This window comes from Kineococcus anabasis, from assembly GCF_054590795.1.
In genome coordinates this window covers 94,979-115,067 of the sequence record NZ_BAAIHU010000014.1, presented here as the reverse complement: position 1 = coordinate 115,067, position 20,089 = coordinate 94,979, and the positions used below count along the sequence as shown (strand labels likewise).

Annotated in this window: 12 protein-coding genes; 8 read left to right on the top strand and 4 right to left on the bottom strand. The window is 75.1% G+C overall.

The window, feature by feature from the left end; all coding sequences use genetic code 11:
* Window positions 1–8: 8 nt before the first annotated feature.
* Together ACYQBY_RS20710 and ACYQBY_RS20705 are read right to left on the bottom strand one after the other, a co-directional pair.
* Window positions 9–3,899 (bottom strand): fibronectin type III domain-containing protein, encoded by a 3,891-nt coding sequence (locus ACYQBY_RS20710; protein ID WP_459645790.1) that lies wholly within the window; start codon window positions 3,897–3,899, stop codon window positions 9–11.
* A gap of 168 nt (window positions 3,900–4,067) precedes the next feature.
* Window positions 4,068–7,424 carry a fibronectin type III domain-containing protein gene (locus tag ACYQBY_RS20705; RefSeq protein WP_459645789.1) on the bottom strand — a complete coding sequence of 1,119 codons (3,357 nt, stop codon included), beginning with the start codon at window positions 7,422–7,424 and terminating at the stop codon, window positions 4,068–4,070.
* Window positions 7,425–7,793: 369 nt separating this feature from the next.
* Between ACYQBY_RS20705 and ACYQBY_RS20700 the strand changes: the two genes are divergently transcribed.
* Genes ACYQBY_RS20700 through ACYQBY_RS20680 form a run of 5 tightly spaced genes read left to right on the top strand, consistent with a single transcriptional unit; the run spans window position 7,794 to window position 14,060 of the window.
* The gene (locus ACYQBY_RS20700) at window positions 7,794–8,282 is read left to right on the top strand and encodes a hypothetical protein (protein WP_459645788.1); all 489 of its coding nucleotides are present in this window, start codon (window positions 7,794–7,796) and stop codon (window positions 8,280–8,282) included.
* The gene (locus ACYQBY_RS20695; protein ID WP_459645787.1) at window positions 8,279–9,958 is read left to right on the top strand and encodes an Agd3-related carbohydrate deacetylase; all 1,680 of its coding nucleotides are present in this window, start codon (window positions 8,279–8,281) and stop codon (window positions 9,956–9,958) included. The genes ACYQBY_RS20700 and ACYQBY_RS20695 overlap by 4 nt, the downstream gene beginning before the upstream one ends.
* On the top strand, window positions 9,955–11,418 hold the full coding sequence (gene pelF, locus ACYQBY_RS20690) for a GT4 family glycosyltransferase PelF (RefSeq protein WP_459645786.1): 1,464 nt from the start codon (window positions 9,955–9,957) through the stop codon (window positions 11,416–11,418). The genes ACYQBY_RS20695 and pelF overlap by 4 nt, the downstream gene beginning before the upstream one ends.
* On the top strand, window positions 11,415–12,725 hold the full coding sequence (locus tag ACYQBY_RS20685) for a hypothetical protein (RefSeq protein ID WP_459645785.1): 1,311 nt from the start codon (window positions 11,415–11,417) through the stop codon (window positions 12,723–12,725). The genes pelF and ACYQBY_RS20685 overlap by 4 nt, the downstream gene beginning before the upstream one ends.
* Window positions 12,726–12,770: 45 nt before the next feature.
* On the top strand, window positions 12,771–14,060 hold the full coding sequence (locus tag ACYQBY_RS20680) for a methyl-accepting chemotaxis protein (protein ID WP_459645784.1): 1,290 nt from the start codon (window positions 12,771–12,773) through the stop codon (window positions 14,058–14,060).
* Window positions 14,061–14,085: 25 nt separating this feature from the next.
* Here the strand turns inward: ACYQBY_RS20680 and ACYQBY_RS20675 are convergent, their stop codons facing one another.
* Window positions 14,086–15,075, bottom strand: coding sequence for a LacI family DNA-binding transcriptional regulator (locus tag ACYQBY_RS20675; RefSeq protein ID WP_459645783.1), 990 nt, complete (start codon window positions 15,073–15,075; stop codon window positions 14,086–14,088).
* A 441-nt stretch (window positions 15,076–15,516) separates the two neighbouring features.
* On the opposite strand from ACYQBY_RS20675, the gene chvE reads away from it, so the two are divergent.
* From chvE to mmsB, 3 genes are all read left to right on the top strand, one after another.
* Window positions 15,517–16,671, top strand: a complete 1,155-nt coding sequence (gene chvE / locus ACYQBY_RS20670; protein ID WP_459645782.1) for a multiple monosaccharide ABC transporter substrate-binding protein — start codon at window positions 15,517–15,519, stop codon at window positions 16,669–16,671.
* Window positions 16,672–16,768: 97 nt separating this feature from the next.
* Window positions 16,769–18,355 (top strand): multiple monosaccharide ABC transporter ATP-binding protein, encoded by a 1,587-nt coding sequence (gene mmsA, locus ACYQBY_RS20665; protein WP_459645781.1) that lies wholly within the window; start codon window positions 16,769–16,771, stop codon window positions 18,353–18,355.
* Window positions 18,352–19,596 carry a multiple monosaccharide ABC transporter permease gene (mmsB, locus tag ACYQBY_RS20660; RefSeq protein WP_459645780.1) on the top strand — a complete coding sequence of 415 codons (1,245 nt, stop codon included), beginning with the start codon at window positions 18,352–18,354 and terminating at the stop codon, window positions 19,594–19,596. Before mmsA ends, mmsB begins: the two co-directional genes overlap by 4 nt.
* Before the next feature lie 80 nt (window positions 19,597–19,676).
* Here the strand turns inward: mmsB and ACYQBY_RS20655 are convergent, their stop codons facing one another.
* The gene (locus tag ACYQBY_RS20655; RefSeq protein ID WP_459645779.1) at window positions 19,677–20,084 is read right to left on the bottom strand and encodes a rhodanese-like domain-containing protein; all 408 of its coding nucleotides are present in this window, start codon (window positions 20,082–20,084) and stop codon (window positions 19,677–19,679) included.
* Between the last annotated feature and the right edge of the window lie 5 nt (window positions 20,085–20,089).

The following is a 20,089-nucleotide window of genomic DNA, read 5'->3' as shown; positions in this document are numbered from 1 at the left end:
GCCGGGGCTCACTGCCCCTGCACGTCGTTCGACTGCGCCGACCACTCCCCGACGCCGACCGCGTTGACGGCCTGCACCTGGAACCGGTAGCGGCCGTACCAGGGCAGGTACATCTCCACGGAGCGGGCCGTGGCGGGCAGCAGCTGCGGGTAGGTGATGACCTCCACCGTCTGGCCGGTCCAGTCGATGCGCAGGGCGCGCACCCGGTACCCGGTGACCGGGGAGCCACCGGTGTTCGTGGGCGGCGACCAGTTCGCGAAGGCCGTGACGTGGCCGAACGGGTATCCCGACCACGCCATCTGCATCACCGGTGCCCCGGGGCGCCCGAGGGGCACCACGACGGCGGAGCGCTGCGACGCCTGCCCGGCGCCCGCCGCGTTCACGGCCTGCACGTCCACCGTGTACCCGGTGCCGTTCACCAGGCCGGTCAGGGTGAACGACGTCGCCGTGGCCGCCACGGCCGTCGTGGCCAGCAGCGCACCGGTCCTCCCGTCGTAGCGGCGCACCCGGTAGCCGGTCAGGGTGGAGCCGCCGGTGTCGCGCGGCGCGGTCCAGGCGAGGGTGATCCGCTGGTCCCCGGCCGTCACGGAACCCAGGACGGGTGCGCCGGGAACGGCCACGGGGGTGACGGTGGCCGACCGCTGGGACGCCGGGCCGGTCCCCGCGGAGTTCCGGGCGGTGACGTCCAGGGTGTGGCCCGTGCCGTTGGCCAGGCCGCCCACGGTCAGCGACCGCGCGGTGGCGGCGGCGTCCACGGTGAGCAGCGGGGTGCTGGAGCCGGCCGTGAACACCCGCACGGTGTACGCGGTGACGGCCGAGCCGCCGTTGTCGGCCGGGGCGTTCCACGTCACGCTCGCCGTGGCGTTGCCCGCCGCGACGGACCCGAGGACCGGGGCGCCGGGCACGGTGGCGGGCAGCACGGCCGCCGAGCGCGGGGAGGCCGCACCGGTGCCGACGGCGTTGCGGGCCACCACCTCCACCGTGTACGTCGTGCCGTTGACCAGCCCGGTGACGGTCCCCGACGTGCTGGTCGCGGGGACGTCCAGGGTGCGGGCGGGGGTGCTCGCCCCCGCCGCGTACGCCCGCACCTGGTAGCCGGTGACGGCGGAGCCGCCGTCGGTGGCCGGGGCGTTCCACGTCACGCCCGCCGAGGCGTTGCCGGCGGTGACGCCGGAGACGATCGGCGCGCCGGGAACGGTCGCCGGGACGACCGTCGCGGAGCGCGGCGACGGCAGCCCCTCGCCGGCGGAGTTGCGGGCGAGGACCTCGAACGCGTACGGCGTGCCGTTGACCAGCCCGGTGACGGTGGCCCTCGTGGTGGGGGCGGCGACGCCCACGGTGCGGGTGGGGGCGGTGGCGCCGCCCTCGAAGACGTGCACCGTGTAGCCGCTGACGGGCGCGCCGCCGTCGGAGCCGGGGGCGCTCCACGTCACGGTCGCGGTGGTGTCGCCGGCGGTGACGGCGCCGAGGACGGGGGCACCCGGCTGCACGGCGGGCGCCCTGGGGACGACCGGCGCCGAGCGCTCCGACGGCGGTGCCTCGCCGGCGGGGTTCCGGGCGACGACCTCGAACGTGTACGCGGTGCCGTTGAGGAGGCCCTCGACGATCGCGGTGGTCCGCTCGGCCGGGACCTCGGCCGTCACGGCGGGCGTGCCGGCGCCGACGGCCCAGGCGCGGACGCTGTACCCGGTGAGGGCGGAGCCGCCGTCGAGGGTCGGTGCCGTCCACGTCACGGTCGCGGAGGCGTTGCCGGGCACGGCGGACACGGCCCGGGCGTAGGCGGGGACGGTGACGGGGGTCGTCGTGCCGACGTACGCGCCGCGCGGCAGCTCCGGAACGGCCACCACGGTGTCGGCGGTGGGGACGCGGAACCAGCCGGAGCGCTCCCCGCCGTAGCTGCGCAGGCCGATGCCGACCTCGCGGGTGCCCGACGGGACGGTCAGCGGGGCGTAGGTGTCGGCCGGGCCGCTGAGGTGGACGCCGGAGTCGTCGAGGTAGGCGCTCACCTGGGAGGACTTGCGCCGCCACTCGGTGCCCTTGACGAGCAGGTCGCCCTGGACGCGCAGGGGGATCTGGACGAGGGGGGCGTCGGGGGTGTGGGTGGCGCGGTACTGCTCCAGGACGCCTTCGACGACGGGGTAGAGCAGGGCGTCCTCGGCCAGGTTGGACTGGTGGGCGTAGAAGGAGCGCGGGTCGTTCGCGAGGACCTTCAGCAGCGCGTTGCGGACCTCCAGCGGGGCCAGGTAGCCCTCGAAGCTCGTCCTCGCCTCGGCCTCGGTCGCGGCCGGCAGCGGGGCGATGCAGGTGCTGGCGGGGTTGTCCTCGCAGATCCCGGATCCGCCGTCGGCGCGGGAGGTGTAGTACCAGTTGTACTCGTCGATCTGCTCGCGGTAGGTGCCCGTGTTGTAGTACACGTTCATCGGGTACCGCGGCACCGTGCGGGCGTCCCCGACGAGACGGCGGCCGCCCTCCCGGGAGGCGTCGGAGGCGATGTGCTTCACACCGGTCGCGGCGAGCGCCGGGGCCAGGAACGGGTTGTCGGTGGGCTGCTGGGGGGCGGTGGCCAGGCCGGAGTGCTCACCGGTGACCAGCTCGCTCGCGTCGAAGTTCGGCAGGCCGTTGGCGCGCGCCCAGTCGATGTTGCGCTGCACCTGGGAGCGCAGGAACTCCTGGGACGCCCACTGCACGCCGCCGCTCTCCTGCGCCGGGACCTCCGGGTCCTGCCGCGGGGTCTCGTCCGGGCGGGTCGCGCAGCGCCACGTCTGCCCCGCAACGGTAGGGGCGACCTGGATGCAGCCGAGGTAGGGGTGGGACCACGTGTGGTTCACCCACGGGAACTCCGCCTTGCTGGCCAGGAAGGCGTCGGTCAGCGGGTCCCTCCCACCGGCGGCGCGGGCCGCCTCGGCACCGGAGCCGTTGAAGACCATGTCGAGCCGGAAGCCGTGCGCTCGCTGCCACGCCACGAGCCGGTCCACGTCGGCGGCGGTCATCCGGATGTCGTCCGTCCGGACCCCCGGATCGACGCAGTCGTCACCGGGGGTGCAGTTCCCGGCCACGCTCCACCGGGAGTCCGGCAGGAACACGTCGTCCACCTGCACGTCGAGGTACGAGCGGTGGAAACCCAGGTGGATCCCCCGCGTCATCCACGACACCACACCGTGCGCCACGGTGTTGTACCACTGCATCGAGGAGTTGTACGCCGCCGAGACCATCAGCTCCTCACGCCCACCGTGCGCGTACGACCACGCGATCATCCCCGTCGCGTCGTCGGTGCTCGCGGTGATCATCGGTGTGACGCTCTGGCCCGCGGGCAGCTCCGCCTCGGGCTGGGCGAGATAGCCGTACACCTCCAGCGCCGGGGAGAAGTCGTCGATCGGCAGGGCACCGGACAGCGCCGAGAAACCGGACGCCCGCGCGGCGGCGGTCACCTCGCCGTCCGCACCGTCGAGGGAGCCGGCGTAGGTCGCGGTGGCCCCGGAGCCGGTGCCCGGGTAGACGTAGGCGTTGACCCGGCGGATGCCGTGGGCGCGCTCGTACCCGGCGAGCGCGTCGAGCTCCGGGGCGCCCAGCTGCGCCGGGGAGGCGTTGGGCAGCACCACCGCCTGGAACCGCGCCGCCCCCGTCACCGCATCCACGAGGAAACCCTCGTCGAGAACGGGGCGGCCGGCGGCGGTGAGGTCCACCAGCGTGTGGGGGACGCCCTCGCGGCGCAGCTCCTCCGCGATCGCCGCCGACGAGGGGTCCCCGGCGGTGACGACGAGGACCCGCAGCTCGACCCGGAAGCCGGCCGCCTGGGCGGGTTCCACCAGACCGACCAGCGGGAACAGCGCGGCTCCCACCCCGGCGACCACCCGCTGCACCCGGGAGAGGATCCCTCGCCGTGCCTGCTCCTCGGACATGCGCTCTCCCTGCATCGCTTGGTTTACCTCGAAACTAGGTGACTCTCCGCGGTCGCGGAACGGCTCGGGGGATCTTCCACACGGACGGACCACCGCCGGGGTGACGACCGGCGGTGACCGGTGCGCGCAGGGGTGGAACACCCCTCCCGGCCGTGCCCCGGCGCGACGTCAGACGGCTGCGACGATCCGCGAGCGCGCCGAGGCCACGCCGGTCCCCGCGTCGTTGACCGCCCGGACCGTGAAGCGGTACCTGCCCGCCACCGGCAGGGACATCCGCAGCGAGCGCGCGGCGGCGGGCAGCAGCACCGGGTGCACGACGGTCTGCACGACCGCTCCCCTGGAGTCGAGGCGCAGCGCCGTCACCCGGTACCCGGTCACCGGCGAGCCGCCGTCCGTGCGCGGCGGGCTCCACCGCGCGGTGGCGGTGATCGCGCCACCGCCGGCACCGGGGGATGCGGCCCCGGTGACCGGCGCGCCGGGCACCGTGGCCGGTGCCACGACGAGTGGCGCCGGCACGACGGGCGCGGGCACGACGGGCGCGGGCACGACGGGCGCGGGCACGACGGGAGCCGGCACGACGGGAGCCGGCGCGACGGGCACGGGGGCGACGGGCTTCAGCACCGGCGACGGTGGCGAGGCGGCGCCCCGCCCGGCCGCGTTGACCGCGAGGACGTCGAGCACGTAGGGCGTTCCGTCGACGAGCCCGGTCACCGTCGCGCTCGTCCCCGCGCCCACCGGCACCTCCCGCGCCGGGGTGGGTCCACCCCCGGTGAACACCCGCACGACGTAGCCCGTGACCGGCGCCCCGCCGTCGGTCGCGGGCGGCGACCAGGCCAGGGTCACCGAGGCGTCCCCCGCGGTGGCCGAGGAGATGACCGGCGCGCCGGGGACGGCGGCGGGGATGACGGACGCCGAACGCCGCGAGGGGACCCCGGAGCCGGCGGCGTTGCGCGCCAGCACGTCGAAGGAGTACGCCGTGCCGTTCACGAGGCCCGCGAAGGTCGCGCCCGTGGCGGCGGCGTCCACCTCGGCGGAGAGCGAGGGGACGTCCGAACCGGCCTCGTAGGCGCGGGCGACGTACCCGGTCAGGGGCGAGCCGCCGTCGGAGGCGGGCGCGCTCCACGTGAGGGTCGCCGTGGCGTCACCGGCGACGACCGCACCGGGCACCGGCGCGCCGGGCCCGGTCACGGGCGCCGCGGGCGTCACCGGGACCGAGCGGCCGGAGGGCGGCGCGTCGCCGAGCGCGTTGCGGGCGAGGACCTCGAACGTGTACGCGGTGCCGTTGGCCAGGCCGTCGACGGTCGCGGTGGTCTGCCCGGCCGGGACGTCCACGCTCAGCGCGGGGCTGCCGGCGGCCCAGGCGCGGACGGCGTACCCGGTGAGGGCGGAGCCGCCGTCGGTGACCGGCTCGGCCCAGGTCACGGTCGCGGAGGCGTTGCCGGCCACGGCGGCGACGGCGGTGGCGGGCGCCGGGACGGTGACCGGCGTGGCGGTCCCGGTGTACCCGCCGCGCCGCGCGGCCGGCACGGCGACGAGCGTGTCCGCGGTGGGCGCGGCGATCCACCCCGAGCGCTCCCCGCCGTAGGAGGCGAGCGCGACGCCGGTCTCCCGGGTGCCCGCGGGCACGGTGAGCGGGACCTGGACGCCCGCGGCGGCGCTGAGGTGGACGCCGGAGTCGTCGAGGTACGCCGTCGTGCGCGCCGCGACCGCACGCCAGGCGGCGGCGCGGGCCAGCACCTCGCCCTGCTCCCGCAGGGAGATCTGGACGAGGGGCGCGGTGGGGGCGTGGGTGGCGCGGTACTGCTCCAGGACGCCTTCGACGACGGGGTAGAGCAGGCCGTCCTCGGCGAGGTTGGACTGGTGGGCGTAGAAGGAGCGCGGGTCGTTGGCCAGGACCTTGCCCAGGGCGTTGCGGACCTCCAGCGGGGCCAGGTAGCCCTGGAAGCTGGTCCTCGCCTCGGCCTCGGTGCCGGCCGGCAGCGGGGCGATGCAGGTGCTGGCGGGGTTGTCCTCGCAGATGCCCGAGCCGCCGTCGGCGCGGGAGGTGTAGTACCAGTTGTACTCGTCGATCTGCTCGCGGTACGTCGCGGCGTTGTAGTACACGTTCATCGGGTACCGCGGAACGGTCACCGCCTCACCCACCGCCCGGGGGTCGCGCTCGCGCGAGGCGTCGGAGGCGATGTACCGGACGCCGGTGGAGCCGAGGGCGGCCGCGAGGAAGGGGTTGTCGGTGGGCTGCTGGGGGGCGGTGGCCAGGCCGGAGTGCTCGCCGGTGACCAGCTCCGTGGCATCGAAGTTCGGCAGCGCGTTCGCCCGCGCCCAGTCGATGTTCTGCTGCACCTGCGCGCGGACGAAGGACTGCTCGGCCCAGTACGTCCCACCGCTCTCCTGCCCGGAGATGTCCGGGTCCTGCCGCGGGGTCTCGTCCGGGGCGGTGGCGCAGTGCCAGGACCGGCCCGCGACGGTGGGGGCGATCTGGATGCACCCGAGGTAGGGGTGGTTCCACGTGTGGTTCACCCACGGGAACTCCGCCTTGCTGGCCAGGAAGGCGTCGGTCAGCGGGTCGGTGCCGGAGTTCTCCGCGCGGGCGGCGACGGCTCCCCCGCCGTTGAAGACCATGTCGAGCCGGAAGCCGTGCGCTCGCTGCCAGTCGACCAGGCGCCGGACGTCGGCGGCGGTCATCCGGATGTCGGGGGTGCTGAGGGTGCGGTCGACGCAGTCGTCACCGGGGGTGCAGTTCCCGGCCACGCTCCACCGGGAGTCCGGCAGGAACACGTCGTCCACCTGCACGTCGAGGTACGAGCGGTGGAAACCCAGGTGGATCCCCCGCGTCATCCACGACACCACACCGTGCGCCACGGTGTTGTACCACTGCATCGAGGAGTTGTACGCCGCCGAGACCATCAGCTCCTCACGCCCACCGTGCGCGTACGACCACGCGATGGCACCGCTGTCCCCACCCGCCCGGGCGGTGAGGAGTGCGGTGGCGGACTGACCCTCGGGCAGGGCGGTGTCCAGCTGCGCGAGGTAGCCGTACACCTCCAGGCCCGGGGAGAAGTCGTCGATCGGCAGCGGGCCGCTCAGCGCGGAGAAACCCGTGGCGCGTGCGGCGGGTGTGACGGTCGCGGCGGCGCCGTCGAGGGAGCCGGCGTACGTCGCGGTGGCCCCGGACCCGGTGCCCGGGTAGACGTAGGCGTTGACCCGGCGGATGCCGTGGGCGCGCTCGTAGGAGCGCAGGGCCGACAGCTCCTCAGCACCGAGCCCGGCGGGAGCGGCGTTGGGCAGCACGACCGCCTGGAACCGCGCCGCCCCCGTCGCCGCATCCACGAGGAAACCCTCGTCGAGGACGGGCCGCCCGCTGTCGCCGAGCTGCACGACGGTGTGCGGAACACCCTCCCGCTCGAGCTCGACGGCGATCGCGGTGGACGACGGGTCACCGGAGGTGACGACGAGGACGTGGAGCCGGACCTTCGTGCCGGCGGCGTGCGCGGGCGGCACGAGGGCGGCGAGCGGCACGAGCGCCACGGCCGCGGCGCCGACGGCGCGCCTCCACCTGCTAGCGCTCCGCGCCGCCCCGGCGCCCCGGCGCATCCGCCCGTCCTGCGTGCCGACCATGTGTCCCCCGGATCCCGCGACGCGCACCGCCGAGTTCCCGGCTGGTTCCCCCACACGTCCTCTGAGGTGAGGTTAGGAACCTCACCGTGCGTGCGGGAGGCATTCGTCGGGGTCTCACACAGACGGCGCATCCGCCCGCTGACGGTGAGTTTCCGTCCGCGTGGTGGGCACTGCTGCGTCAGGGGGACGCACTCGTCCGGGCGCCCCGCCCCCGACGGTCCGCGGCTACGGTGAGCGACTCGGGGGACGTGGCGGAGAGCGGACGGGTGAGGGGGAACCATGGCGTCGTGGCGGTGGTGGCGGCGTGCGGCGGCACCGGACGGGGAACTGGCGGCCCTGCGTCAAGAGGTCGAACGGCTGACGCAGGAGAACATGCGGCTGCGGCTGGAGCAGCAGCGCCCCCGGAACCTCAGCGCCGTCACCGACCTGCTGCGTGCCGCCGTCGAGCAGCCCGCGGAGGCCGACGCCCTGGAGGCCCGCGACGAGGCCCACCACGTCGCGGCCCGCACCGAGGCCACCCGCCGCGCCGTCGTCGACGTCCTGCACGGGCTGGTCGTCGCCGCCGGGCAGCTGCAGCGCCAGCTCACCGAGGACGTCGCCCTCACCGAGATCGACCGCCGCGTCGTCGAGCGGCGGGGGCCGCGCCAGCGCGGCGAGGGGTTCCCGCTCACCCTCGTGCAGGACGTCGCCGGCGACCGGGACCCCGCCGGCGACCTGGGCCCCGCCGGCGACCTGGAGCCCGTCCCCGCGGAGGCCGCGCGGTCGTGACGCCGCAGCCGGTGCCGGGGTTCCGGCTCGACCTGCGCGTCCTGCTCCTCGCCGGCCCGGACGGGGACCCCACCACCGCCGCGTGGCGGGACGTCCTGCGCCGCACCGGGGTCCCGCACGTCGAGGTGCCGCACGCCGCGCACCGGTTCCTCACCGCAGGGGACCTGCTGCGCCGTCCCGGTCACGGCCGCTACAACGCGGTCGTCCTCGGCGGCGGCACCCCCGAACCCGGCGCCGTCACCCGCTACCGCCGGCTCGGCGGCGTGCGCGCCCTGCGCGCCTACGGCTACCCCGGCCCCGCCGACGGCCTCACCCCCGCACCGTGGCGCGCGGTGGGCGGTACCGGCGTGCACGTCACCGCCGCGGGACGCGGCACGTTCCCGGACCTGCGCGGGGAGCTCACCCTCGCCGGCGGCTGCTCCGGCCACCTCGGCCGCCTGGTCGACCCCGCGCGCCTCACCCCGCTCCTGCGCACCGCCGACGGCTCCCCCGTGGCGGGGCTCGTGCACCGGCCGGACGGCCTGGAGGACGTGCTCGTCCTCGTCGACACCGCCCCGGGGGCGCTGCACGGGCTGCTGACCGCCCGGGGCCTGCTGGCGTGGGTCACGCGCGGCTGCCACCTGGGCCTGTCGCGCAACTTCCTCGCCGTGCACGTCGACGACGTCTTCCTCGCCAACCGCACCGCCGGCGCGACCGACCGCGGCGCAGCGGGCGGGGAGGTCCGCATGGGCCCCGCGGACGTCGCGGCGACCCTGGCGTGGCAGGAACGCACCGGGTTCCGCCTCGACCTGGCCTTCAACGGGGCCGGCGCGGCACCCGGCGACCCCCTGACCGCGGCGCTGCTGGAGCACCGCGCCGCGTTCCGCTGGGTGAACCACACCTGGAGCCACCGGGACCTGGACGGCGCGGGCCCCGAGGTGCTCCGCGAGGAGATCCGCCGCAACACCGCCTTCGCCCGCGAGCACGGCATCGCCGCCCCCGCCGGCGCCCTCGTGACCGGCGCGCACACCGGCCTGCGCAACCCCGCGCTGCCGGCCGCGCTGCGCGCCACCGGCGTCGGCGCGCTCGCCGCGGACTCCTCGACCCCGCCCGCAGGCGCCGTGCTCGGCCCGGCCACCGTCGTGCCGCGCCACCCCACGAACGTGTACACCGACGCCGTGACGTGGGAGCGCCAGCTCGACGCGTACAACCGCCGCTACTCCGGAGAGGGGATCCTCGCACCGGATGCGCGACGGTTCCTCGACGCGGAGTGCACCATCGTCCTGCGGCACGTGCTGTCCGGTGACCCGGCGCCCACGTTCGCCCACCAGTCCAACCTCACCGGCGACCGGGTGCTCCTCGACCTCGCCGCGCACGTGCTGGCGCGCCACTCCCGCGCCGTGTCCCCGGAGGTCCCCCTGCTCAGCCCGTCGATGGACTCCGCCGCCGCGGAGCTGCGCCGCCGCGACCGCTGGTGCGCCGCGTGCGGGGGCGGGCACGTGGACGCCGTCCGCGAGGGTGACGCGCTGCGGGTGGCCACCGCGGTGGACGTGGAGGTCCCCCTCACGGTCCCCCTCGGCAGCCGCACGGGCGGGGAGGCCTTCGGGGAGCCCTACGCCGGGTCGGCCTCGGCGTGGCGCGCCCTCGCCGCCGGGCAGACGCTGCGCATCGCGCTGCCCGCCGGGGCGCCGGCGTGAGCGCCGCACCGCGCCCCCGGGTGCTCATGCTCACCGAGGGCACCTACCCGTTCGTGATCGGCGGGGTCAGCACCTGGTGCGACCTGCTGCTGCGCGGCCTGCCGGACGTGGACTGGCTGGTGTTCGCCCTCACCGGCGGCGACGCGGGCACGCCCCGGTTCGAGCTGCCGCCCAACGCCCGCCTCGCCGGTCACGTGCGCCTGTGGGGTTCCGGGCGCCCGCCGCGGCGCCCCGCCGGCGGCCCCCGGGGCCGTGCCCGCCGCACCCGCCGCCCGGAGCTGGCCGCGGAGCTGGCCACCGGACTGCTCGGCTGGGGCGCAGACCCGCTCGACCTCGTGCCGGCCCTCGTGTGGTGCCGGCAGAACCCCGACCGGGTCGTCCCCACGTTCCGCGACGACGCGACCTGGGACGCCTTCGTCGCCGCCCTGTGCGCGGTCCTCGCCGAGGAGCACGACGAGACCGGCCCCGCGCCGTCCTTCGACGTGAACCGGGCCGTGGAGCTGTACCGGACGCTGTACTGGATCGCGCGCACCGCGGCGGAGCCCACGCCCGACGCGGACGTCTCCCTGGTCACCGCCGCCGGCTGGTCCGGGGTGCCCGCCGTCGTGGACAAGGCGCTGCGCTCGCGCCCCCTCGTCCTCGCCGAGCACGGCGTCTACGTCCGCGAGGCGTACCTGGCGGCCGTGCGCTCCTCCGACGTGGCCGCCGCGAAGTTCGTGAGCACCCGGCTGGCGCGCGGCCTGACCCGCCTGACGTACGCCGCCGCGGACGTCGTCAGCCCCGTCGCCGACGCCAACGCCCCGTGGGAGGAGGCGCTCGGCGTCCCCGCGGAACGCATCCTCACCATCCCCAACGGGGTGCCCCTGCCGGGGGAGCCGACCCCGGCGCCGCGCACCCGCACCGTCGTCAGCGTCGGGCGGCTGGACCCCCTCAAGGACGTGCAGACCATGCTGCGGGTCGCCGCGGCGGTGCGCCGGCGCGTGCCCGACGTGCGGTTCCTGCACTACGGGCCGGTGCCGCGCGGTCAGGAGGCCTACGCGCAGGGCTGCTACGACCTGCACACCGAACTGGACCTGGCGGGGGTGTTCACGTTCATGGGCCCCACCGCGGACCCGACGGGCGTGATGCGCGAGGCGGACGTGGTGCTCATGACGAGCATCTCCGAGGGGTTCCCGATGTCCGTGCTGGAGGCGCTGTCGGAGTCCCGCCCCGTGGTCACGACCCTCGTCGGCGGGGTGCTCGACGCGATGCGCGGGGCGGGTTTCACCGCACCCCCGGGGGACGTGCACGGCATCGCCGACGCCGTCGCCGCCCTTGTGGCGGACCCCGACCTGGCGCAGGACCTGGGCCGGCGCGGGTACCAGCGCGTCGTGCGGCTGTTCGGTGAGCAGCGCTGCCTCGACTCCTACCGGGCGCTGCTGCACGCGCTGGCCACCGCCTCCCGGCAGGACGCCGCGTGAGGATCACCCCGGGGCAGGCCTCCGCCCGCGTCCACGCCGGACTCGGGCGCACCCCGCAGGACGCGCTGGAGGCCAGCGTCGTGCTGGAGGCGTGGGGCGGGATCGTAGCCCGCGCGTCCCTGCCGCTGACCCACCGCGCACCGCTCGGGCGGGGCACCCCGGCCCCGGCGGGCCTGCGGCCCGTCCCGGTGGGCGAGGTGTCGCCCGTCCCGGTCCTGGAGGTCCTCGGTCTCGTCGCGACGCTGGTGGCGACCACCGCCTGGATGGCGCCGCTCGCCGACGCGCTGGGCACGGAGGTCACCGAGCGCGCGTGGCGCCTGGCGCTGCCGGTGAGCTTCGCCGTGCAGTGGCTGCTGCGCCGCCGCTACCTGACCACGCCCGCGGGGATGGGCCTGCTGCGCGCCGACCGGCCCGTCCTCCTCGCGGCGGCCGCGGCGGCCGCGACGGTGCCCGCGGGGATGCTGCTCGCCCCGGCGGTGTTCCTGCCCGGGGCGCTGCTGGTGACGTGGGTGGGCGGGACGCTCGTCGTGGTCCGCGGGTGGGGCCTGCCGTACGGCGCGGCGCTGGGCGTGGCGGCGTGGGCGGTGGGCGCCGGGGTGCCGGCCGTCTGGGACGTGACCGCGGTCGTGCTGCTCACCGGGGGCGCGGTCGTGGCGGCGCTGCTGACCGGGCCCGTCCCGGCGGGTGCGCCCACCCCGTGGGGCCGTTCCCTGGGCGCCGCCGGGGTCGGCGGGCTCACGGCCCTGCTGCTGGTGTGCGATCCCACCGTCCGCTGGACGGGCACCTCCCCGTTCCCGGTGCTGGCCCTGCTGCCCTCCCTGCTGGGCGGGTTGTGGGCGGGCCGCCGCATGGACCGCGTCTGGACGGTGCTGGTGGCGGCGCTGGCCACCACGAGCCTGCAGGACGGCCCGCCCGGACGGGGCCGCCGCGTCTTCGCCGGCATCGTCGCCGGGGCCGTCACCCGCCTGCTGGTCGGCACCGCCCTGCCGTCCCTGGTGCTGCTGGCGGCGCTGGGCGGGTCCCGGCCGGGTTCCTCCGCCGAGCCGGCGCTGCTGCTGCTCGCCCTGGGCTGCTTCGGCGTGGTGGCGTTCCTCACCACGCTGCTGGAGTCGTTCTCGCGCCCCGGCGCGGCGGCCGTCGTCGCGGCGGGCTCGGTGGCGGCGTCCCTGGCCCTGGTGTCCGCCTTCCCGGCGGGGCCGCCGGTGCCCGCGCTCGCGGGAGCGGCACTCGCCGCGGCCGCGCTGGCCGCCCGGCCGCTCGCCCGGCTCGTGCACCGCCCCGAGCGCACCCTCGCCACGATGGTCTGAGCCCGCCCGCTTGAGTTGCCCCGCCGGTCGCCCGACATCACCGTCATGGCTGTTGCGTCCCCGACCTGGTCCGCGCCGGTGCCGTCGCCGGCTCCCGCGCCCGGCGTGCTCCCCACCGCCGGGCCGGACCTCGTGCTGCTCACCGCCGCGCTCGCGGTGGCGGGCACCTGCGTGCTGCCCGCACCGGTCCCCGTCCTCGCGGCCGCGTGGGGCCTCCTCGCCGCGGCGCTCGCGCTGTCCGCGTGCGCCCGGCTGCGCACCGCCCGGCACCTGGCCGCCGCGACCGCTGCGACCGCCGCCGCCGGGGCGCGCGCGCAGGAGCACCTGGCGGAGCTGGCGTCGGTGCGCGCGGCCCGCGAGTCCCTCGCCGCCGACGCGTTCCGCGTCCAGCGCGAGGCCGCGCAGGCGATGCGCGCCCGCGCCGAGGAGGTCGTCACGGAGATCTCCGGGATCGCCGTGCAGGAGCTCGGCGAGGTCGTCACCGGGGTCGACGCGGTCCGGGCGGCCACCGCCACCATCGACGAGCGCCTCACCGCCGCCGAGGCCGTCACCACGCAGGTCGCGGCCGCCGCCCACGGCACCGACCGGGTCCTCGCCGCGCTCGAGTCGAGCCTGCGCGACGTCGGCGGGATGGCCAGCATGATCTCCCGCGTCGCGGACCAGACGAAGCTGCTGGCGCTCAACGCCACCATCGAGGCCGCCCGCGCCGGGCAGGCCGGCGAGGGGTTCGCCGTCGTCGCCGACGAGGTGAAGGAACTGGCGACGGAGACCGCCCGCTCCACCGAGCAGATCACCGCGACCGTCGCCTCCCTGGGCCGCGACGCCGAGGCCCTCGCCGGGGCCCTGGTCCGCATGACGGAAGGCGTGGCCCAGGTCGAGGACGCCACGGTGGCGGTGCGCGCCACCGCCGCCGACCAGCACGCCCTCGTCGCCCGCCTGGAGGCGGCCCTGGAGAACAGCATCGGCAGCCTGCGCTCGATGGAGGGCCTCAGCGCCAAGCTGGAACGGCGCAGCGCCCAGCGCGTCGCCGTCTCCGGTCCCGCCCGTCTCCGGGCCGGCGGGCGCACGCACCGCGTGGAGCTGCTCGACGTCAGCGCCACCGGTGCCCGCTGCACCGCACCACCCGTGCCGCTCGCGGAGGGCTCCACCGTGCAGCTGGAGCTGCGCGTCGCCTCCTCCCCCGCCGTCGTGGCGGCGGCCACCGTGGTGCGCACCCTGCACCGGGAGGGCTCGCAGCAGGTGGCGCTGGAGTTCACCGACGACGCGCAGGCCGACCACCGCACCGCGGGCGTCCTCGCCGCGCTCGCCGGCGGCGCACCGGCGCTGGCGGCCTGAGGGGGCCGGTCCGGGCACCCCCGCGTCAGCGCCGGGCGACTCCTCCCGGGGGCGCCGCGGTGCTGGCGCGCACGACGAGGCGGGGGCGGGTGGGCGCCTCGCTGGCGGCCTCGCCGGTGAGGCGCTCGATGAGGGCGTGGACGCGGCGGCGCCCGGCGGCGGCGAAGTCGAGCTGGACGGTCGTCAGCGGCGGGTTCAGGTAGGCCGCCTCCGGCACGTCGTCGAAACCGACCACGCTGACGTCACCGGGCACCGTCATGCCGCGCTCGACGACGGCGCGCATCACCCCGATCGCCATGAAGTCGTTGCCGGCCAGCACGGCGGTGGCCCCCGCGTCCAGCAGGGCGTGGCCGGCGCTGTGCCCGGACGCCGGGGACCAGTCGCCCTGGACCGGGGCGGGCACGGGTGCCCGGCGAGCGCCGAGGGCGTCGCGCCAGCCCTGCACCCGCGCCCGCGCCTCCACCCAGTCCGCGGGGCCGGTGACGTGGTGCACGGTGCGGTGGCCGAGGTCGAGCAGGTGCTCGGTGGCCCGGCGCGCGGCCGCCGCCTGCACGAGCGCCTCCGGGGCCTGCTCGTCCTCCGGGCCGGCGAGGACGAGGGGGAGGGCGGCCTCGGCGCCGGTGACCGCCGTGCGGGTGGCGTCCTCGGGGACGATCGCGAGGACGCCGCCGACGGACTGGGCGCACAGGTCCTCCAGCGCCTCCTGCACGGCGGCGGGCCAGGGGTCGCGGACCATCATCACGCTGACGGAGTAGCCCGCGGCCCGGGCGGCCTCCTCGGCGCCGAGGAGCGTGGCGGCGGAGCCGTGCAGGGACGGGTACGTGGTGAGCACGCCGATGCGGCTGGAGCGGCGGGTGACGAGCTCGCGCGCGGCGACGTTGGGGCGGTAGCCGAGCTCGGCGATGGCCTGCTCCACGCGCTCCCGGGTGGCGCCGGCGACCCAGGGGCGCCCGTTGACGACCCGGGAGACGGTCTGCAGGGACACCCCGGCGAGCTGGGCCACGTCCGCGAGCACGGGGGTGCGCGCCTCAGGAGCCCCGGGGCCCCGGGGTCGGCGAGGTGGTGGCATGCGGTTCCCGTCTGGTGCGGCGCAGTGGCGCGGCCGGTGGAGGGCGCTCGGGCCGGCCGGCCGGGCAACCGGTCCCCCGGCGGTGGGGGTCGGTCGGCGCGGCGGCGCGGGGCGCTCAGCGGTCGTCGGCCGTCAGCGTAGCCCGCGCGCGGACGGCCGAAGAAGTTCCTAACGAATAGCCCACAAGTGGACGACCCTGCTTGACTGGCACGCCTGTTAACGTTAGCAATAACGACAGCCCCACCTGCTCCTCCCGGCCTCCCGATGACGAAGTCCCGGCCAGGGACGCAGCCGGGAGCCGACTGCGCCGCCCCGGTGGCGCACTCCCCCGCGAACCGGGCACCCCTGCCCGGCCCGCCCCCGAACGACGTACAGAGGAGTTCCGTCGTGAACAAGCGACTCGCACTGGCCGCGATCGGCGCCAGCTTCGCCATGGTCCTGACCGGTTGCGGCGGAAGCGGCGCCGGCGGCGGCGCGAACAACGGCGGCGAGGGCGGCGGCAGCGCGGCGCCGGCCGACACCACCGTCGGTGTGGCCATGCCCACCCAGACCTCCGAGCGCTGGATCGCCGACGGCAAGTCCGTCAAGGAGCAGCTCGAGAAGGCCGGGTACAAGGTCGACCTGCAGTACGCCAACGACGACATCCCCGTCCAGGCGCAGCAGATCGACCAGATGATCACCAAGGGCGAGAAGATCCTGATCGTCGCGGCGATCGACGGCACCGCCCTGAGCAGCCAGCTCGACGCCGCTGCGGCAGCCGGCATCAAGGTGATCTCCTACGACCGCCTGATCCGCGACAACGAGAACGTCGACTTCTACGTCTCCTTCGACAACTACAAGGTCGGGGTGCAGCAGGCCTCCTCGCTGCTCGCCGGCCTCGGGCTGCAGAACGCCGACGGTTCCAAGGGCACCGCCACCGGCCCCTTCAACGTCGAGCTGTTCGCCGGTTCGCTGGACGACAACAACGCGCACTTCTTCTTCGACGGCGCGATGGACACCCTCAAGCCGTTCGTCGACTCCGGCGCCCTCGTGGTGAAGTCGGGCCAGACGAAGATCGACCAGGTCGCCACCCTGCGCTGGCAGCAGGAGGTCGCGCAGCGCCGCATGGAGGACCTGCTGACCTCCACCTACAACGACGGCTCCAAGGTCGACGCCGTCCTGTCGCCCTACGACGGCCTCTCCCGCGGCATCATCACCGCCCTGAGCAACGCCGGGTACGGCGCGGCCGACAAGAAGATGCCCGTCATCACCGGGCAGGACGCCGAGATCGCCTCCGTCAAGCTCATCAACGACGGCGTGCAGTACTCGACCATCTTCAAGGACACCCGCCTGCTCGCCACCGAGGCCGTCGAGGCCGCGCAGGCGTACCTGGAGGGCGAGGAGCCCGAGGCGAACGACACGGAGTCGTACGACAACGGCGTCAAGGTCGTCCCGTCCTACCTCCTCGAGTCCGAGATCGTCACCAAGGACAACATCAAGTCCGCGCTGATCGACACGGAGTACTACACGCAGGCCGAGGTCGACGCCGGCCAGGCCGGCTGACCCCAAGCCGAACCGGGCCGCCGCCCCCGACCGGGGCGGCGGCCCGTCCCGCTAGCGGACGACCGCACGAGGACCACGGAACGAGGACGAGGCGCCGATGCCCGACAACATCCTGGAAATGCGCTCCATCACCAAGACCTTCCCCGGCGTGAAGGCCCTCTCCGGGGTCAACCTGTCGGTCCGGCGCGGCGAGGTCCACGCCATCTGCGGTGAGAACGGTGCGGGCAAGTCCACGCTCATGAAGGTGCTGTCCGGGGTCTACCCGCACGGCAGCTACGAGGGCGAGATCGTCTTCGACGGCGAGGTGTGCCGGTTCCAGGGGATCGCCGACTCCGAGCACAGCGGCATCGCGATCATCCACCAGGAACTCGCGCTGGTGCCGTACCTGTCCATCGCGGAGAACATCTTCCTCGGCAACGAGGTGAAGGGCCGCAGCGGTCTCATCGACTGGCACCGCGCCAACGGCGAGGCCTCCAAGCTGCTGGCCCGCGTCGGGCTGCACGAGAACCCCACCACGCCCATCGGCCAGCTCGGCGTCGGCAAGCAGCAGCTCGTCGAGATCGCCAAGGCGCTCAGCAAGAACGTGAAGCTCCTCATCCTCGACGAGCCCACCGCCGCGCTGAACGACACCGACTCCGAGCACCTGCTCGGCCTGCTGCGCACCCTGCAGTCCGAGGGCATGACCAGCATCATGATCTCGCACAAGCTCAACGAGATCACCGCGGTCGCGAACTCCACCACGATCATCCGCGACGGCCGCACCATCGAGACCCTCGACATGGTCGCGGACAACGTCACGCAGGAGCGCATCATCCGCGGCATGGTCGGCCGCGACCTGGAGAGCCGCTACCCCGACCGGGAGTCCAACCCGGGCGAGGAGGTCCTGCGCATCGAGAACTGGACCGTCGGGCACCCCGTGCAGGACCGCCTCGTCGTCGACGGCGCCGAGCTGAGCGTGCGCGCGGGCGAGGTCGTCGGGATCGCGGGCCTGATGGGCGCCGGGCGCACCGAGCTCGCGATGAGCGTCTTCGGCCGCTCCTACGGCCGCTTCCTCGGCGGGCAGCTCTACAAGCGCGGCAAGCCGATCCAGACGCGCTCGGTGCGGGAGGCGATCCGCCACGGCATCGCCTACGCCACCGAGGACCGCAAGAAGTACGGGCTGAACCTCATCGACGACATCAAGCGGAACGTCTCCGCCGCGGCGCTCGGCAAGCTCGCCAGGGGCGGGCTCGTCAACTCCCACGAGGAGATCCGCGTCGCCGAGGACAGCAAGCGGAGCATGAACATCAAGGCCCCCACGGTCATGGCCATCACCGGCAAGCTGTCCGGGGGCAACCAGCAGAAGGTCGTCCTGTCCAAGTGGCTGTTCGCCGACCCGGACGTCCTCATCCTCGACGAGCCCACCCGGGGCATCGACGTCGGGGCGAAGTACGAGATCTACACGATCATCAACCGGCTCGTGGCGGCCGGCAAGGCCGTCATCGTCATCTCCTCCGAGCTGCCCGAGCTCCTCGGGATCTGCGACCGCATCTACACCCTGTCCGCCGGCCGGATCACCGGCCAGCTGCCCAGGGAGCAGGCGACGCAGGAGAGCCTCATGGCGCTCATGACGAAGGAGAAGGAGCCGGTCACGACCGCACCCGCCACCTCCACCGCCGACCGCAACCAGGAGCACACCGCATGAGCGGCAACCCCGTCGTCACGGGCTCGTCCCAGGCCAACACCCCGAAAGGCCTCCCGCCGGCGCACACGGGCAGCGCGAACCCGCTGGTCGCGATCAGGAACAACCTGCGCACCAGCGGCATCTACGTCGCGTTCGTCTTCGTCGTGGTGCTGTTCGCCTTCCTCACGGACGGGCTGTCGCTGAGCTCGGGCAACGTCACCAACATCATCCTGCAGTACTCCTACGTGCTGGTCCTGGCGATCGGCATGGTGATCGTCATCGTCGCCGGGCACATCGACCTGTCGGTCGGGTCCGTGGTGGCGCTGTGCGGGGCGGTCTCGGCGAAGCTCGTCATCGCCAGCGGGTACGACTGGTGGGTGGGCCTGCTCGCGGCGATCGGCGTGGGCCTGGTCATCGGCGCCTGGCAGGGCTTCTGGGTGGCCTACATGGGCATCCCCGCGTTCATCGTGACCCTCGCGGGCATGCTGCTGTTCCGCGGCCTGACGTTCTACGTGCTGAACAACGTCTCCCTCTCCCCGTTCCCGAGGGAGTACTCGCAGGTCGCCACCGGGTTCCTCAACGGCCTCCTCGGCGGGTTCGGCTACGACGCGTTCACCCTGCTGATCTTCGCGCTCGCCGTCGCCGGCTACGCCGTCAGCCAGGTCCGCACCCGCAGGGCGCGCATCCGGTACGAGCAGGTGGTCGAGGCCATGCCGCTGTTCGTCCTGAAGCTCGTCGCGGTGGCCGCGGTCGTCATGTTCTTCGCGTGGAAGCTCGCCACCGCCCGCGGCCTGCCGGTCGTGCTGATCATCCTCGCGGTGCTGATCCTGGCGTACTCCGTCATCACCCGGTCCTCCGTGTTCGGCCGCCAGGTCTACGCCATCGGCGGCAACCTCTCCGCCGCGCAGCTGTCCGGCGTGGACGTCCGGAAGGTCAACTTCTGGATCTTCGTGAACATGGGCTTCCTGGCCGCCGTCGCGGGCGTCATCTTCTCCTCCCGCTCCAACGGCGCACAGCCCGGTGCCGGTACCGGCTTCGAGCTCGAGGCCATCTCCGCGGCGTTCATCGGCGGCGCCGCGGTCACCGGCGGCGTGGGCACCGTGACCGGTGCGATGGTCGGTGGCCTGCTCGTCGGCGTGCTCTCCAACGGCATGCAGCTGCTGAACCTGGACCAGTCCCTGCAGTCGGTCATCAAGGGCCTCGTGCTCCTGCTGGCCGTCGCGTTCGACGTCTACAACAAGCGGCGCGTCGGCAACCGCTGACCCCGGCCGCACCCCGCACGACGGGCCCCCGCTCCAGCCGGAGCGGGGGCCCGTCGCCGTTCCGGGGCGGACGTGCCCCGTCAGCGGCGCACGTCCGCCGGCCCCCGCCCCACCGGGAACCCCGCGGCGATCCACGCCTCCACCCCACCGGCCAGGTCCGTCGCCCGGTGCAGGCCGACCGCGCGCAGGGAGGCCGCGGCCAGCGAGGAGGAGTACCCCTGCCGGCACACGCACACCACCTCGACGTCCGGGCCGGTCACCTCGGGGATGCGCCACGGACCGCCGGGGTCCAGGCGCCACTCCAGCACCGTGCGGTCGATCACCAGCGCACCGGGGAACTCCCCCTGCTCGCGGCGCTGCGGCTCGGTGCGGGTGTCGACGACCAGGGCGCCGCGGCGTGCGGCCTCGGCCGTCTCCGCCGGGGACAGCCGTCGCACCCCGGCGCGCGCCGCGGCGAGGACCTCCTCGACTCCCACACCGCACAGCATGCCGG